This window comes from Sphingobium sp. YBL2 (assembly GCF_000943805.1).
In the GTDB taxonomy this organism is placed as follows: domain Bacteria; phylum Pseudomonadota; class Alphaproteobacteria; order Sphingomonadales; family Sphingomonadaceae; genus Sphingobium; species Sphingobium fuliginis.
Genome location: NZ_CP010954.1, coordinates 3,078,086 through 3,093,483 on the forward strand (window position 1 = coordinate 3,078,086; position 15,398 = coordinate 3,093,483).

Consider the following 15,398-nt stretch of genomic DNA (forward strand, 5'->3'; position numbering starts at 1 on the left):
AGGCGCAGATTTGGAGATTCAATGGCGTTTCGATATGCTTGGCGGGATTTCAGCGCGCTGCAGAACATAGAGGATTACCGGAAGCGGGCGCGCCGCATCCTTCCCGACATGATCTGGACATATGTGGAAAGCGGTGCGGGAGATCATCTGACGCGGCTCGACAATGAGGCCGCCTTCACCCGCTGGAAATTGCGGCAGCGCTGTCTGACAGGACAGGCGGCGCCATCCTTGGGCACGATCATGTGCGGCGTCGACGTCAGCCTTCCGGTCGCGCTGGCGCCGACCGGGCTGGCCGGCGCCTCGCATTGGAGCGGGGATGTCGCAGCCGCCCGCGCCGCGGAGGCGGCGGGCACCCGACTGGCGCTGAGTACGGCGTCCTGCTATTCGATCGAGGAGGTCGCGCAGGCCACGAAGAGCAACCACTGGTTTCAGCTCTATCCCTTTGCCGACCGGCCGGTGGCGTCCTGGTTGATGCGGCGCGCGAGCGATGCGGGCTATGGCGCCCTGATCGTCACCGTCGACGTGCCCGTGCCGGGAAATCGCGAAGGCGAGCGCCGAGCCGGAATAGGCATGCCTACGGTTCTTACACCCGCGCGTATTCTGGACATCGCGCGCCGGCCCCGATGGATGGCGAACGCGCTGCTGCATCGCCGCAATGTGCCGGTTCATTATGTCGAGGCAGAACGGTTGCGGTTCGACGGGGCGGCTGGGGCAAGGCAGGCTTGGCGTGCCATGCAGCAGGATCTGGGCTGGGACGACCTGCGATGGATGCGGGACCAGTGGCGGGGACGCTTCTACATCAAGGGCATTCTGGACGCCGATGACGCGGAAAAGGCGATCGATCTTGTCGGCGCCGATGGCATTGTCGTGTCCAACCATGGCGGGCGTCAGCTCGATCGGGCCATGGCCTCGATCGATGCATTGCCGGCCATTTCCGACAGGATCGGCGGTCGGGCCGAAATCTATCTGGATGGCGGGGTAAGGCGGGCGGCGGATATTGTGACGGCCCTGTGCCTTGGCGCGACCGGCGTCTTCCTGGGCCGCCCCTATCTTTACGGTTTGGCGGTGGCTGGAGAAAAGGGTGTTGGGGAGATCATCGAGCTGTTGCGATCGGATTTGCATCGCACGCTCATTTTGATGGGATGCCGCTCGGTCCGCGATCTGGACCGATCCTGGATATTGAAAACAGGCGAAGAGGTTCCGCAACTCCGTCATCGCGGATAGAGCCCGGCAGCTTCGAACCGCTCCCTGCCACGGGCCCCTGGCGCGGGGGGAGGGGATATGCGCCCTTCCCGTCGAATCCTTGACCTGTTGCCCCCCGCATCTCAGGAAAGATCGGCCAGGTCGTAAATCGGCCGGATTTCGATCTCGCTCGGCCCCGGCATGGGGTTGGGGCAGCGCTTCGCCCAGGCGACGGCCTCTTCCATGTCCTTGACTTCCCACAGCCAGAAGCCGGCGACCAGTTCGCGGGCCTGTGCGAAAGGGCCGTCGATGACCGTCCGGTTCGGACCGTTGAAGGCGATCCGCTTGCCTTGGGAAGAGGGCGTCAGGCCGTCGGCGGCGAGCAGGATGCCGGCCTCCGCCAGTTCGTCGTTGAACCGGCCCATGGCTTCCATCGCCGCCCGAGTCTCCGGAGTGGCGACGAAACCTCGTTCGCTGTCCTCAGTGGCCTTTACGAGCACCATCACGCGCATGGCTTTTCTCCTGTCAGGGCTGGATGTCGATACAGCCTATATGCTGCCGTTCCGTCCTGGAGCATCGTGCAGAAAAGTGGGAAAGGGGTTTCTGCCTGAAAGGATGCGGCACGGAAACCGGGAGCGCGCGACCTGCCCCCGATTTAACGCAGCGTGCCTTAGAATGTAGGAGAAAGCGCGCCGGATCAACCTATGACCGCATGGGGCGGCGGCCCTTCCATGCCGGCCGGTCCGGGAAGAGTCATTGCTCAATCGCGACGAACCGACTCCCGTTCATGTCCGACATGCGCTAAACATGGATCAGTTCGCCGGCCGCTGGCGATCCTTCGTCGGAGCGTTCATGGCAGTCGAGATCGAACGGAAATTCCTGGTCGTGAGCGATGAATGGCGGGCGATGGCGGACGCGGGGCGGGACTTGCGGCAGGGTTATGTCGCGCATGGCGGCCATGCCAGCGTGCGGGTGCGCCTGTCGGCGGACGGGGCCTGGCTTACCGTCAAGAGTGCGCGGGCGGGCTTGGTCCGGGACGAGTTCGAATATGCGATACCCGCGGCGGATGCGGAGGACATGCTCGACCGGCTCTGCGTCGATACGCTGATCAGGAAGACCCGCTATCGCGTGCCGCATGATGGCAAGGTCTGGGAAGTCGACGTCTTTGCCGGGGCGGCGGAAGGGCTGGTCCTGGCGGAGGTCGAGATGCGGTCGATTGACGAACGCTTCGACCTGCCGGACTGGGTGGGGGACGAGGTGACCAGCGACCCCCGCTTCCGCAACTCGGCCATCGCGCTGATGCGGGGGTTCGAGGCGGCGGTCTGACCCTGAGGATCAGACTAAGGACTCATCCGCCATCGCCGCCGGGTCAGGGGCGCAGATCGATCGCCGGCTTTTCGGCATCGGGCAGACTGGCGCCCATGATCCGCGCCAGGGTGGGGGCGATGGCCCGCATGTCGATCTGTCCCAGCTTCCGCCCGGCGGGTACGCCTTCGCCCATCAGCAGGAAGGTCGATTGCAGATTGGCCGGTCCCGGAAAATAGTTATGCATGCCCCTGATCGGGGCGGGCGCCACCAGGGGCGCGGCGGGGCCGCGGAAGATGTCGGTCACGAAGCCGGGCTGGAGATCGACGTAGAAGGCCGCCTGCGGATTGCCGCCCATGCGGGCGATCCGTTCGCGGTCGGCGATATGGGCAATGCCATGGGCGGGATCGGCGGCCAGCCTGTCGAGCAGCGCCCCGACCCGCGCGGCGAGTGCCTCATCCCCAGGCCGGGCCAGCATGATCGCGGCCGATCCGCCGGAAATCCAGGGCATGGCCAGCCAGGATGCGACCTTGCCGTCCTTGTCCAGCACGATCAGCTTTTCGTCGATAAAGGGGCGGAACAGGTTGACGGCGCTGTGCGTCGCCTGGAAGCCATGGTCGCTGACCAGCGCGATCACCGCATCGGGATGCGCCTTGCGCTCCGCCGCGACGATCCGGCCGACGATGCCGTCGATCCTTTCCAGCACGGTCTTCGCTTCGGCCGTGTCCGGACCCTTCGCATGTTGCTCATGGTCCAGCGCGGTCAGGTAGACGGTCAGGAAACCGGGTCTGTGGCTTTCGATCAGAGCGGTGGCGAAGCGGCCGCGATTTTCATCGCCCGACAGGCTTTCATCGATCCCCATGGCATAGGGCGTGCCGGTCGCGCGTTCCAGTTCCGCCCTGAGGCCCGGCGTCGCCAGCGCATCCAGCAGCTTCACGTCGTCGGCATGGCCGGTGCGCCAGATCTGCGGCAGGTTCCAGGTCACGCCGCTGGCCGCGACGCTGACCGGCCAATGGACATTGCCGGTGGTGAGCCCTGCCTTGGTCGCCGCTTCCCACAATGTCGGCACCCGGATGTCGGAGGCGTACCAGGTCCAGCCGCCCTGGTTGATGCCATTGGGATCGAAGCTGTTATTGGCGGTGATCCCGTGCTGCGCGGGCGCAACGCCGGTGATCAGCGTCGTATGGCTGGGGTAGGTGAGGGTGGGCAGCACCCCCGTCACGCCCGAAGCGGAGGCCCCCTCCTTCACGAAGCGGCGCAGATTGGGGATGGCAAGGCCGCGCCTGTCCGCTTCCAGCACGTCGCCCGGGCGCAGCCCGTCGATGGAGATCAGCAGGACCGGGTTCGCCAGCGCCGCGCCCGGAAGGGCGGCGAGGGCGGCGAGGAGCAGCGCGGCCTTGTTCATCGCCTTAGAATCCCGCCTTCAAGGTAGCGAAGAATTGCGAGGGAGCGCCGACCAGCAGGGTCTGCGCATCGCCGCTATTGCCGAAACCGCCCGAGCCGATGGTGCTGACATAGCGCTTGTCCAGCAGGTTGGTGGCGTTGAGCTGCAATTCCAGATTCTCGTTGAAATGATAGCCGACGCTGGCGTCCACGATCACCCGGCCCGGCACCGATTGATCGTTGGTGTAGGTGTAATAGCGGCGCGACATATAGTTGACGCCGATCCGGCCGAACGCGCCCTCATGGTCATAGCTGATCTCGCCCCGGGCGATATGCCTGGGGCTGTCGACGACGGTCCTGCCCTTGATCGACGTGACGGCGCCGCTGTCGTCCACCACATCGTCGCGATAGGTGGAGTCGGTGTAGCTGTAGGAGCCATAGAGGCTGAAACCGCCGCCCAGCGTCAGCGTGCCCGCCGCTTCCACGCCGATCGCGCGGACATTGCCGACATTCTGGAGCGCCGAGGCGAAGCCCTGAATGGGGCTGCCGACCTGCACCGCGAGAAGGCGGTTGCGGAAGTTGACCAGATAGGCGCCGATCACGCCGTTGAAGACGCCGTCATGGTAGCGCAGGCCCAGTTCATAGGTGTCCGATGCTTCCGGCTTCAGCCTGCCCTTGATCGCGTCGAAGCCGATCTGGTTGGTCGAGAAGGGACCGGTGGTCGTCGCGCTGGCGAAGGCGCGGGTCGCCTGGGTGAAGCCGCCGAAGACCTCTGCCTGTTGAGACAGTTCGACCGCGAAACCGGCATGGGGCTGGAACCAGTCCTCGGCCTTGATACGGCCCTCCGGGAAGCTGGCCTGCACCACGGCGTCGGCTTCGTTCGTGACCTTGAACCCCTTCCAGCCCAGGTCGATCTTCACCATGCCAAGGTCGATCCTGTCCTGGACATGATATTGGATGGTGTCGGTGGTGAAGTCGAATTCCCACTGGGTCGCGAAGGGGTTCTTCGGATAGTCGCGGAAGCTGAGGCCCGGCTCGGTCCGGCTGGCGAAGGCGTAGAAGCGGCGGGCCTGGTTGAATTCGTTGTTCTCATACCAGCCGCCGACCGTGAAATTCTGGATGCCCAGCGCGAAGTCGACGCTGCCGAAGACGCCGATCCGGTCCATTTCATATTCGGTGGTGCGGACCGACATCGGCACGCCGTTGGGGCTGGGGACATAGGGCGTCGCCCACAGGCCCATGCCCTTGTTGTGGTGATAATAGCCCTTGAGCTTGAAGCTGGCCCGCTCGCCCAGCGGGGCGGCGATGCCCAGAGCGCCCAGCCAGTCCTTGCGCAGGCCGGCGGCGTCATAATAGGCGTCGTCCGCGCTGGTGACGTTGCCGGGATAGACCTGCCCGCCGGAAACGAGCGCGCCGCTATAGTCGTAGCGGCCATCGGGGAAGGGCGACCCGCCGCTGTTGCTGACCCGATCGACATCGTTCAGGCGGCTGGCATAGTCGATGGCGCGGGCATAATCGGGATATGTGTTGTCCCAATCCCAGCCCAGCCGCCGGATCATCGACATCGACATGTCCTGATAATCCTGTTCCCGCCGGTCGGAATAGCTGAGCCAGCCGTCAACCGTCACGTCGCCGACAGGGATCACGACCTTGGCATTGCCCATATGCTGGTCCTGCGTGCCATTGCCCTTATATTTGTCGGTCGAGCCATAGGCGTAGGAGGCATAGCCCCGGATGCCGTCGCGGCTGCCCAGCGCCAGACGGGCGAAGCCGCGCCAGCTTTCGTCGCTGCCATAGGTGAGGTTGCCCTGGCCGGCCAGCGCGCCGCCGGTCAGATAGTCGGCTGGATCGGCGGAGAAATGTTCGATCGTGCCGCCCAGCGCATTGGTCGCCTGGGTGCCGATGGAGCCGGCGCCCTGCGACACGCGCACGCTGCCGATATTTTCCGAGCTGATGGCGCGGGTGATATGCAGGCCGTTGTGATTGCCGTAGCTCATGTCGCCCAGCGGAATGCCGTCGAAGGTGAAGCCGAGCTGGTTCTGGCTGAAGCTGCGGATGGTGACGCGCTGCGACCATTCATAGTTGCCGAAGGGATCGGCCGACTGGAAATTGACGCTGGGCAGCTTTTCAATGGCCTTCAGCGGGTTGGTGCCGGGCGTCAGGGTGACGATGTCCTGCGCCTGGATTTCCTGAACCTGACGGGTTTCGCCCCGGCCGAAGACGATGATGTTCGCACCCTCGACCGCCGCGTCGGCGGCGGACGGTACGGGCGCGGCTTCCTGCGCGAAGGCTGGCATGGCGGCCATGGCCGTCGAGGCCATCAGCAGGGCGGTGGCGATACGCATGTGGACTTCCCCTTTTTCCGCAATCGTGGATTGGGGGGCGCCCTAGCGGTTCAATGTTGCACTGCGATGTGGGCTGTTTGACTGGAGGGAGACGTTTTTGTGACGGGGCTGTCACAATGGCGTGGCGTGATGGGCAAGTTGACGGATGAGGGAATAGGTTCCCGGCCGCGTGGACGAATTCGGAATGTCTTGCAGCCACCCGATCAATCAGTCCGGCGAGGTCATGAACATATCCACGCTGCCTAGCCCTCGCGAGCGACCTGGAAGCCGGCGAAGGACTGGGTGACCGGCATCAGTTCGATGCGGTTGAGGTTCAGATGGGGCGGTTGGCTGGCGACCCAGAACAGGGTTTCCGCAATATCTTCCGCCGTCATCGGATTGGCGGAGCCATAGAGCGCGTCCGATGCCGCCTGGCTGCCAGTGCGGACCAGGGTGAATTCGGTTTCGACCATGCCCGGTTCGATGGACGTCACGCGGACCCCCGTGCCATGCAGGTCCGACCGCAGCCCCAGCGAGAACTGGCTGACGAACGCCTTGGTCCCGCCATAGACGTTGCCGCCCGCATAGGGATAGGTCGCCGCGACCGAACTGATGTTGATGATCGCCCCCCTGCGCTCGATCAGGCGGGGCAGCAGCTTATGGGTGATGGTGACGAGGCTGGTGACATTGGTGTCGATCATCTGGCGCCACTGGTCGAGATCGGCCTGCTGCGCCGGCGCCGTGCCCAATGCCAGTCCCGCATTGTTGATCAGCAGGTCGACATCGGCAAAGCCCGGAGGCAGCGCGGCCAAGGCCGCGTCGATGGCGGCTTCGTCGCGCATGTCGAAGCTGATCGCATGCACCCTGTCCGCGCCCAGTTCCTCAACCAGCGCGTCCAGCCGTTCGGCGCGGCGCCCGGTGACTATCGCCTTCCACCCGGCGGCGACGAAACGCCGCGCCGATGCGGCGCCTATGCCCGCGGTTGCTCCGGTGATCAGCGCCGTCCCTGCCATGCTTCATTCCATCCTGTCAGCCAATGGCCGGGGATGTAAGCCCATTTGCGGCAATGCCAAGCGCCATTTGTCAGGCAATGGTCACGACGCGCGCATGCCCCTTCCGGTCGAGCGGCTTCACCACCACCTTGTCGCCCATCCGGTCGAAGGCGATGTCCACCGCCGCGTCCCCGAGGCGCAGGCCGTAGAGCGTCAGCTCGTCGATGAAGCGGGGCAGGGTGGGATCGCGCAGGGCAATCTCCGCCCCCGCGACATCGAAGGTCAGGCCCAGGCTCGACTGGATCAGCGACAGGGGCGCCGCCGCGGACCAGGCTTGCGGGCTGCACGCCACGGGATAGAATGTCGGCCCCTGCGCCCGCCGCCGGGGAAAGCCGCAGAACAGTTCGGGCAGCCGCATCAGGTCGACATAGGTCGCGGCCGCGAACAGCCCCTCGAAGATCTGGGCCGCCTGCGTCCGGTAGCCATAGCGGGAAAAGCCCGCCGCGATCAGCGCATTGTCATGCGGCCAGATCGATCCGTTATGATAGCTCATCGGATTGTAGCGCGCCTCCGTCGAGGCGATGGTCCGCACGCCCCAGCCGGAAAAGGAGGCCGGCGCCATCAGCGTGTGCACCACCATGTCGGCGCGCGCCTCCTTCGCGAGGCCGGTGAACAGCACGTGCCCGGCATTGGAGGAGCGGACGCGGCACGGCCTCTTATCCCCATCCAGCGCCAGCACATAGGTGCCGATCCCGGCGTCGAAGAAGGCGGCGTCGAAACGATCGCGCAGATCGTCCGCCCGCGCGCGGTGGTTCACCGCCCTGTCCGGATCGCCCAGTGCGGTGAAGATCGCCTCCGCCGCTCGCCACGCGCCATAGACATAGGCCTGCACCTCCGCCAGCGCGATCGGGCCGCGCGCAATGCTGCCATCGGCATGGAAGACCGAATCATGGCTGTCCTTCCATCCCTGATTGACAAGCCCCTGGTCGGTCAGCCGCCCATATTCGACGAACCCGTCGCCGTCGCGGTCGCCATGCTCGTCTATCCACCTCAGCGCAGCCTCGACATGGGGCAGGATGGAGGCGATGAAGCCGCTGTCGCCCGTTCTTTCCAGATAGGCCCCGGCCAGCATCACGAACAGAGGCGTCGAATCGATACTGCCATAATAATGGCGGAAGGGGACTTCGCCCAGTTCCGCCATTTCGCCATGGCGCACTTCATGCAGGATCTTGCCCGGTTCGGCATCGGCGGCGGCGTCATATTCGGTTGCCTGATGCGCGGCCAGATAGCCGAGCACGCCGCGGCTGATCGCCGGGTCCAGCCACAGCGTCTCCAGCGCGGTGATGATCGCGTCGCGACCGAAGACGGTGCTGAACCAGGGAATGCCGGCATAGGGATAGGGCCCATATTCGGTGTCGGTCGACAACATCGTGATGTCGGCGACCGACCGCCGGGCCACCTCGTTGAAAAGCTGGTTGGAGGAGCGCACGGTCGCCCCGCGCGTGCGCGCCTGCTTCAGCGCCTGCATGGATTCGCGCAGCGTCTTCAGGAAATGCTTGGACAGGTCGCCCACCGGCTCATCATCCTGCGGCTGGCAGCAGATTTGCAGATATAGCGTGCGCCGCTCGCCGGGCGGCACGGCCACCTCGAAGCGTACGCGGCTTTCCGTCAGGATCTGGGGAGCGGGATCGAAGCGCAGCAGCGTTTCGCGCCGCTTGTCGTCGCGCCCGTCATAGCCCAGCAGCACGGACTTTGGGCCGATCACAGGTTCCCGCACGGCGCCGCGCCGCAGACGGGTCATGCCGCGTATCTCGAACAGGTCCGCGAAATCGGCGGCGAAACCGATATTCACCGCCACGGTGCGGACCTCCGTGTCGAAATTGCGGATCGTGATCCGTTCATGCACCGCGCCTTCCCACAGGAAACGGGTGCGGCGCAGGTGGATGAGATCGTGTTCGACCGCCACCCGGCCGTCCCCGCCCGGAAAATCGGGATTGGTGAGGTCGCAGGTCAGCATCGCATTGTCGTCGCGAAGGCCAGAACTCAGCAGGATCGGCCGGGTGTCGTTGATGGTGAGGTAGAGATGCGACAGATGCCGGGTGTCGCGATGATAGAGTCCTTCCGGACTGCCCGGACCGGCAATCGCATCGCCGCTATGGTCGAAGACGGCGAAGCTGTCCCCATGTTTCAGCGTTCGCGGCCGCCGCTCATGCAGCGACGCCGTCGCCGGGATGAAGAATTGCGTCTGCGCCTGCGACAGCGCCTGTCCCGGATCGACGCCGTGACCGGCGTTCGGGACCGAAGGGCTGGGGTTTTCCGGCTGCAACTGGCTTGCCGTCATGCCTCTCTCCTGATGCCGGAGCGTTTTCACGACGGGTGAAAACGCTCTTGTCCTTTGATGCCGCATTTTCCGGGCTGTCGACCGTAAACGGTCCAGTTGAAAATGCCCTATCCCACGACCTGAAGTTCCGAACCTTCTCCGCGTAGCCGGCGCAGCATCGCGGCCTGCGTCCGCGCGCCGGGAAGATCATGATAAAGCTGAACATAATCGGCCGCCATCCGCTCTGCCGTGAAGCGTGCGTCAAAGGCGGCGCGCACCTGCGCGCGGTCGAGTTCGTGGAGTCGGCGGACCGCCGCGACCGCTTCATCCTCGCTCTCGACGATATAGCCCGACTGGCCATGGTCGATCACCTCGGGGACGGAGCCGCAGCGGAAGGCGACGACCGGCGTGGCGCAGGCCATGGCCTCTATCATCACCAGGCCGAAGGGTTCGGGCCAGTCGATGGGGAACAGCAGGGCGCTTGCCCGGCCCAGGAATTCGGCCTTCTGCGCCTCGTTGATCTCCCCGATATAGTGGATATTGGGATAGCGTTCGACCAGCGGCGCGATCTCCTCCTCCCAATAGGCGCGGTCCACCGCATCGATCTTCGCCGCGATCCGCAGCGGCAGTCCGGCGCGGGCGGCAATGCGGATCGCCCGGTCGGGGCGTTTTTCGGGCGAAATCCGTCCCAGAAAGGCAAGGTAGCCGTCGCTGGGGCCGGTGCGGGGCGGCAGCAGGTCGGCCGGCAGCCCGTGGTGGATCGTCCTTGCCCAGTTCACCGGCGGCATCGGCAGCCGCTGATGGTCGGAAATCGACACCAGGCTGTGATCGGGAAAGGCGCGGTAGAAGGCGGGAAGATCGGGCAGGTCCAGCCGGCCGTGCAGCGTCGTCACCGTGCGGCCGATGAAATCCTGGACCAGCGGCATGTGCAGCAGGTCGATATGGAAATGCAGCGCGTCGAATTCGTCGGCCCGGCGGCGCACGGCGTCCAGCAGGATCATGTGATAGGGAATGGGGTCGCGCACGTCGGGATTGAGCCGCAGCGCCATGTCTGTCACCGGCACCAGTTCCGCCGCGGTCACGGAGTCGCCGCTGGCGAACAGCGTCACCTCATGACCCTGACGCACCAGTTCCTCCGTCAGGTAGGACACGATGCGTTCGGTACCGCCATAGAGGCGCGGCGGCACGCTTTCGGCAAGCGGAGCAATCTGTGCAATTTTCATGGTCGGGCATCCCTTCGAAGATCGCGCCGCCACCGATCCCCCGACCTGCGGTGGGCGCCCCCGTTAAAAGCGTGAAAGGCCCGCAGGTTGCATGGCGAATGCGCTTCCATGTCGGGATTTTCCGGTGGGCGGGCCTTTTTCGGCCGGTCGACGGAAAGCGCCCGTCCGCATCATTTTTCGCGCCGCTGACTTCGGACTGACATAGTCGCCGCTTAGGTGAGCGACAGCGAAAATCTGGCCGGCCGGTCTGAAGTGGGGCGGACATGGCCTTGAAATATGGAGAGCAATTTGACGGTCATCACGATCGATTTCGAGGCGTCGTGCCTGCCCCGGCACGGCCTGTCCTATCCCATCGAAGTCGGTATCGCCCGCAAGGGCCAGGCGCGAAGCTGGCTGATCCGGCCGCATGACGATTGGGCCGGATGGCATTGGTCGGCCGAGGCGGAGGCGCTGCACGGCCTGAGCCGCGACCGGGTGGAGCGCGAAGGCCTGCCCGTCGAAACCGTGCTGGCCGAACTGGCCGACGCCTGCGCGGGGCAGCGGATGGTGGCCGACAGCATGATCGACCAATATTGGCTGGACACGCTGGCCGACGCGGCGGGGCAGGCGACGCCCTTCCTCATCGATCATGTCTCGCTGCTGCTGGACGAGCATCGCGCGGGCGAGCGGCAGATCATGGAAGCGGTCGCCCTTGCCGACTCGGTCCAGCCGCATCGCCACCGCGCGGCGAGCGATGCGCTGTGGCTGTCGTCGCTGCTGGATCATATCGCCGGCCGGACGATCCATGCCCCCGCCCTGATGCGCATGGCCTGACCCGTCCTCCCATCGGAAGACCGGGAGGAGTTCCATGCGCCTGCCGCAACCGGAAAATGCTTGAGCAACAATTTGTAACGCTCGGCAAATTTCGGAGACATTCAGTGCGCCTAAACCCTGACCGACCATGTCCGGTCGTCAGGGAGAAGGCCCCATGTTGCTCATTCTCGCATCCGGCGCAGCGGCCCTTGCCGTCGCCACGCCGATCCACAGCGCTGAAATCACCCATGCTTCGAACGCCTATCGGGCGAGTTACGAGACCGAATCGACGGTCCGCTTCCGCGAGGTCGAATCGCGCTTCGCCAACCGGCCGTCCATGCCGGTGTGCCGCTGGCAGGCCGAACTGGTCGTGAACCGGGACGTCGCGACGCAGGGCCGCACGCTGGCCGCCGTCGCCAAGCCGATCCATCGCTTCGCCCCGCTGTCGGGCAGCCATGCCGGCGGCTGCACTGCCGCGCGCGACGAGATCGAGGCGGAAGTCGCCCGCCACGCCAGCGCTCGCGCCGCCGAAGCGGTCGCCGTGGCGCAGCGGGACCGTTCGGTATTGCTGGGCGAGCTTGACGGCATTCATGCGCTGTCCGCGAAGGACGCCGTAACCGGCGGATGAGTCCACCGCTGATATTGATCGCGGAGGCCCAGCAGGATGTGCGCCATGAAGTGCGCCAGTCGCTGGAGGAAAGCGGGTTTCGGGCCCTGGCCGCCGCCTCTGCGAACGAAATCTGGAATGCCATGGACAGCATGCCCGTGGGAGCGGTCGTGCTGGACGCCGCGCTGCGTGGCCCGGACGGCATGGACCTGTGCCGCGACGTCCGGGACCGCAGCGACGTGCCGATCATCCTGGTGGGCGCCAACAGCAGCGAGGTCGACCGGGTGGTCGGGCTGGAACTGGGCGCCGACGATTATATGGCGAAGCCCTATTCGACCCGCGAACTGGTCGCCCGGCTGCGCGCGGTGCTGCGCCGTGGGCGCAATGAGCGCGCCCTTGGCGTGCGCCGCCCGGCCGAGGCGCGGTTCGAAGGATGGGTGGTGGATTCCTCCCGGCGCGAAGTTCTCGATCCCGACGGCGCGCAGGTCGATCTGACCGCCGCCGAATTTTCGTTGCTGCTCGTGTTGCTCGACCATCCGCAGGTGGTGATCGCCCGTCCGCGCCTGATGGAACTGGCCGGCGTGCGGGACGCGCCCTCGTCAGACCGCAGCGTCGACGTGCTGGTCAGCCGGCTGCGGCGCAAGCTCAGCCATGGCGGCCGGCCCGCGCCCATCGTTACGGTGCGGGGCGGCGGATATATGTTCAGCGCCGTGGTCGACCGGCGCTGAGCCGAACCGGCGCGGTCGAATGTTTCCCATCCATTACATTGATTCCGTGGGGAAATCGGACGAGCCGTCCTGTCGATCGCGCTTTCCATCGCTCAGACATATTATTTAACAAAGCCGCTGCGACGCAGCAAAAACGCTTCCCTATTGTGCATCCTCAAGGCCGGTCTGCCCCCTGACCGGCCATCAGATAAGAAGGATGCAACGACATGAACGATCTGATCGGTCGCGTCTTCAGCTTCGAAAGCCATGTCTTTCCGAACCAGAGCGCGCTTTACAACCGCCTCGCCAGCGACGGGCAGAGCCCCAAGGCGCTGATGATCTCCTGCGCGGATTCGCGCATCGTGCCGGAACATATCATGCAGGCCGATCCGGGCGACCTGTTCGTCTGCCGCAATGCCGGCAACATCGTGCCGCCCCATGCGACGCAGAATGGCGGCGTGACCTCCACGGTCGAATATGCCGTCATGGTGCTGGGCGTGCGCGACATCATCGTATGCGGCCACAGCGATTGCGGCGCGATGAAGGCGCTGTCCACCAATGCCGACCTGAGCGCCATGCCCAATGTCGCCGCCTGGCTGCGCCACAGCCATGCCGCGCAGAAGGTGTGTCGCGAAAGCTATCCCGCCGACCTCAGCGATGCGGAGAAGCTGCGCAACATGGCGCTGGAGAATGTGGTGGCGCAGCTCGCCCATCTGCGCACCCATCCCTCGGTGGCGTCGGGCATCGCCCGCGGCGAGATCGCGCTGCACGGCTGGTATGTCGACATCCATGCCGGCCAGGTTCTGGGTCTTGACGGCGAGACCGGCCGTTTCCTGCCGCTGCGCGAAGGCCAGCCGCTGCCCGTGGCGCTGCCCCATGCCAGGCGTCTGGCGGTCGACATCGCCTATGCCGAGGCCGCGGAGTAAGCTCATGCTCAAGGCATTTTCCGGCGGCACCTTCAGCCGCGACTTCACGGCGTCCATCGTCGTCTTCCTGGTGGCGATGCCGCTCTGCATGGGTATTGCCATTGCTTCCGGGGTACCGCCGGAAAAGGGCCTGATCACCGGCATGATCGGCGGCCTGATCGTAGGCCTGCTGGCGGGTTCGCCCCTTCAGGTCAGCGGCCCGGCGGCGGGGTTGGCGGTCATCGTCTTCGAAATCGTGCAGAAACAGGGGCTGTCAGCCCTTGGGCCGATCCTGATCCTGGCCGGCGCCATTCAGGTGATCGCCGGGCTGCTGCGGGTCGGGGGCTGGTTCCGCGCGATCTCGCCCGCGGTGGTGCACGGCATGCTGGCGGGCATCGGCGTGCTGATCGTCGTCGGTCAGTTCCACGTGCTGTTCGACGACAAGCCGCTTTCCAGCGGCCTTGCCAATCTGATCGCCATGCCGGGGCAGATTTTCGGCCTCAGCAACCAGGACGCGGCCACCGCCTTCGCGGTCGGCCTTGTCACCATCGGCGGCATGCTGGGGTGGGAAAAGCTGCGTCCGGCTTCCTTGAAGCTGCTTCCCGGCGCTCTGGTGGGCGTGGTGCTGGCGACGCTGGTCGCCTTCTTCCTCGGCCTTCCGGTCGCGCGCGTCGTGGTGCCGGAATCGATCGTCTCGGCCATTTCGCTGCCGGGCGACAATCTGGTCCAGCAGCTCCTGAACCCGACGATCATCACCACGGCCATCGCCATCGCCTTCATCGCCAGCGCGGAAACGCTGCTGTCGGCGGCGGCGGTCGACCGCATGCATGACGGCGTGCGCACCAATTACAACCGCGAACTCAGCGCCCAGGGCGTGGGCAACCTGCTTTGCGGCGTGGCCGGCGCGCTGCCGATGACGGGCGTCATCGTCCGCAGTTCGGCCAACGTCCAGGCCGGCGCCAGGACGCGGCTGTCGACGATCCTGCACGGCATCTGGATCCTGGGTTTCGTCGCCCTGCTGCCGTGGCTGTTGCGGGAAATCCCGATGGCGGCGCTGGCGGGCATCCTGGTGGTGACCGGCGTGCGTCTGGTCAGCGTGGACCATGTGAAGCATCTCCTCCACCGCTATGGCCCGCTGCCGGCCGTGGTCTGGGCGGCGACGCTGATCTGCGTCGTGGCGACCGACCTGCTGACCGGCGTTCTGGTCGGCATCGGCCTCTCGCTGATCGAGCTTCTGCCCCATGCCCGGCGTCTCCGCCTGGGCGTGGACGAGGAAGCACGCGACGACGCGCATGAAGTCGCGCTGCATGGCACCGCCACCTTCCTCAACCTGCCGAAGCTGTCGGCCAGGCTGGAGGCGCTTCCCGCCGGGCGGCTCGTCATCCTGAATGTCGAGCGGCTCAGCCATATCGACCATACTTGCGCGGAAATGGTCCGCGAATGGGTCGACCGCCGCCGCGGGACCGGCGCGCAGGTCGAACTGTTCGGCGCCACCGGCCGCATGCGTCACCTCGCCGCCTGATCCTTCACCCCCTCGTCAGGCGTTGAACGAACCGCCGCATCACCCTTGGGCGATGCGGCGGTTTTTCGTTAAGATGCAAACTGGAAACACAATAGAAATATTCAGAAGACTGTAAGACAATAATCGTGTTGCGGAC

At 65.5% G+C, this 15,398-nt stretch carries 13 protein-coding genes; 7 read left to right on the forward strand and 6 right to left on the reverse strand.

What is annotated here, in order from left to right; genetic code table 11:
- The first annotated feature begins 21 nt into the window (after window positions 1-21).
- Window positions 22-1,224 carry an alpha-hydroxy acid oxidase gene (locus tag TZ53_RS14195; RefSeq protein WP_044661707.1) on the forward strand — a complete coding sequence of 401 codons (1,203 nt, stop codon included), beginning with the start codon at window positions 22-24 and terminating at the stop codon, window positions 1,222-1,224.
- Between the two features lie 101 nt (window positions 1,225-1,325).
- On the opposite strand, the gene TZ53_RS14200 is transcribed toward TZ53_RS14195, so the two are convergent.
- Complete coding sequence (locus TZ53_RS14200; RefSeq protein ID WP_025550361.1) at window positions 1,326-1,694, reverse strand: YciI family protein; 369 nt, start codon at window positions 1,692-1,694, stop codon at window positions 1,326-1,328.
- A gap of 295 nt (window positions 1,695-1,989) precedes the next feature.
- Here TZ53_RS14200 and TZ53_RS14205 point away from each other — a divergent pair, with 295 nt between their 5' ends.
- A complete protein-coding gene (locus TZ53_RS14205; RefSeq protein WP_229742455.1) occupies window positions 1,990-2,508 on the forward strand; it encodes a CYTH domain-containing protein in 519 nt (172 codons plus the stop codon).
- 43 nt (window positions 2,509-2,551) lie between these two features.
- Here TZ53_RS14205 and TZ53_RS14210 read toward each other — a convergent pair whose 3' ends face one another.
- From TZ53_RS14210 to TZ53_RS14230, 5 genes are all read right to left on the reverse strand, one after another.
- Window positions 2,552-3,892: an alkaline phosphatase family protein gene (locus tag TZ53_RS14210; protein ID WP_044661708.1), complete on the reverse strand. Its 1,341-nt coding sequence runs from the start codon at window positions 3,890-3,892 to the stop codon at window positions 2,552-2,554.
- A gap of 4 nt (window positions 3,893-3,896) precedes the next feature.
- Window positions 3,897-6,215 carry a TonB-dependent receptor gene (locus TZ53_RS14215; protein WP_044661709.1) on the reverse strand — a complete coding sequence of 773 codons (2,319 nt, stop codon included), beginning with the start codon at window positions 6,213-6,215 and terminating at the stop codon, window positions 3,897-3,899.
- 242 nt (window positions 6,216-6,457) lie between these two features.
- The gene (locus TZ53_RS14220) at window positions 6,458-7,207 is read right to left on the reverse strand and encodes an SDR family NAD(P)-dependent oxidoreductase (protein WP_025550367.1); all 750 of its coding nucleotides are present in this window, start codon (window positions 7,205-7,207) and stop codon (window positions 6,458-6,460) included.
- Between the two features lie 70 nt (window positions 7,208-7,277).
- Window positions 7,278-9,527, reverse strand: a complete 2,250-nt coding sequence (locus TZ53_RS14225; protein WP_044661710.1) for an amylo-alpha-1,6-glucosidase — start codon at window positions 9,525-9,527, stop codon at window positions 7,278-7,280.
- Between the two features lie 107 nt (window positions 9,528-9,634).
- Window positions 9,635-10,729, reverse strand: a complete 1,095-nt coding sequence (locus TZ53_RS14230) for a glycosyltransferase family 4 protein (protein WP_025550370.1) — start codon at window positions 10,727-10,729, stop codon at window positions 9,635-9,637.
- A 288-nt stretch (window positions 10,730-11,017) separates the two neighbouring features.
- Here TZ53_RS14230 and TZ53_RS14235 point away from each other — a divergent pair, with 288 nt between their 5' ends.
- The 5 genes from TZ53_RS14235 (at window position 11,018) to TZ53_RS14255 (ending at window position 15,262) form a co-directional block, all read left to right on the forward strand.
- The gene (locus tag TZ53_RS14235; RefSeq protein WP_044663057.1) at window positions 11,018-11,542 is read left to right on the forward strand and encodes a 3'-5' exonuclease; all 525 of its coding nucleotides are present in this window, start codon (window positions 11,018-11,020) and stop codon (window positions 11,540-11,542) included.
- A 154-nt stretch (window positions 11,543-11,696) separates the two neighbouring features.
- Window positions 11,697-12,149 (forward strand): hypothetical protein, encoded by a 453-nt coding sequence (locus TZ53_RS14240; protein ID WP_025550374.1) that lies wholly within the window; start codon window positions 11,697-11,699, stop codon window positions 12,147-12,149.
- The gene (locus tag TZ53_RS14245; RefSeq protein ID WP_044661711.1) at window positions 12,146-12,856 is read left to right on the forward strand and encodes a response regulator transcription factor; all 711 of its coding nucleotides are present in this window, start codon (window positions 12,146-12,148) and stop codon (window positions 12,854-12,856) included. The genes TZ53_RS14240 and TZ53_RS14245 overlap by 4 nt, the downstream gene beginning before the upstream one ends.
- Window positions 12,857-13,062: 206 nt before the next feature.
- A complete protein-coding gene (locus tag TZ53_RS14250; protein ID WP_025550378.1) occupies window positions 13,063-13,761 on the forward strand; it encodes a carbonic anhydrase in 699 nt (232 codons plus the stop codon).
- A 4-nt stretch (window positions 13,762-13,765) separates the two neighbouring features.
- Window positions 13,766-15,262: a SulP family inorganic anion transporter gene (locus tag TZ53_RS14255; protein ID WP_044661712.1), complete on the forward strand. Its 1,497-nt coding sequence runs from the start codon at window positions 13,766-13,768 to the stop codon at window positions 15,260-15,262.
- Window positions 15,263-15,398: the final 136 nt, after the last annotated feature.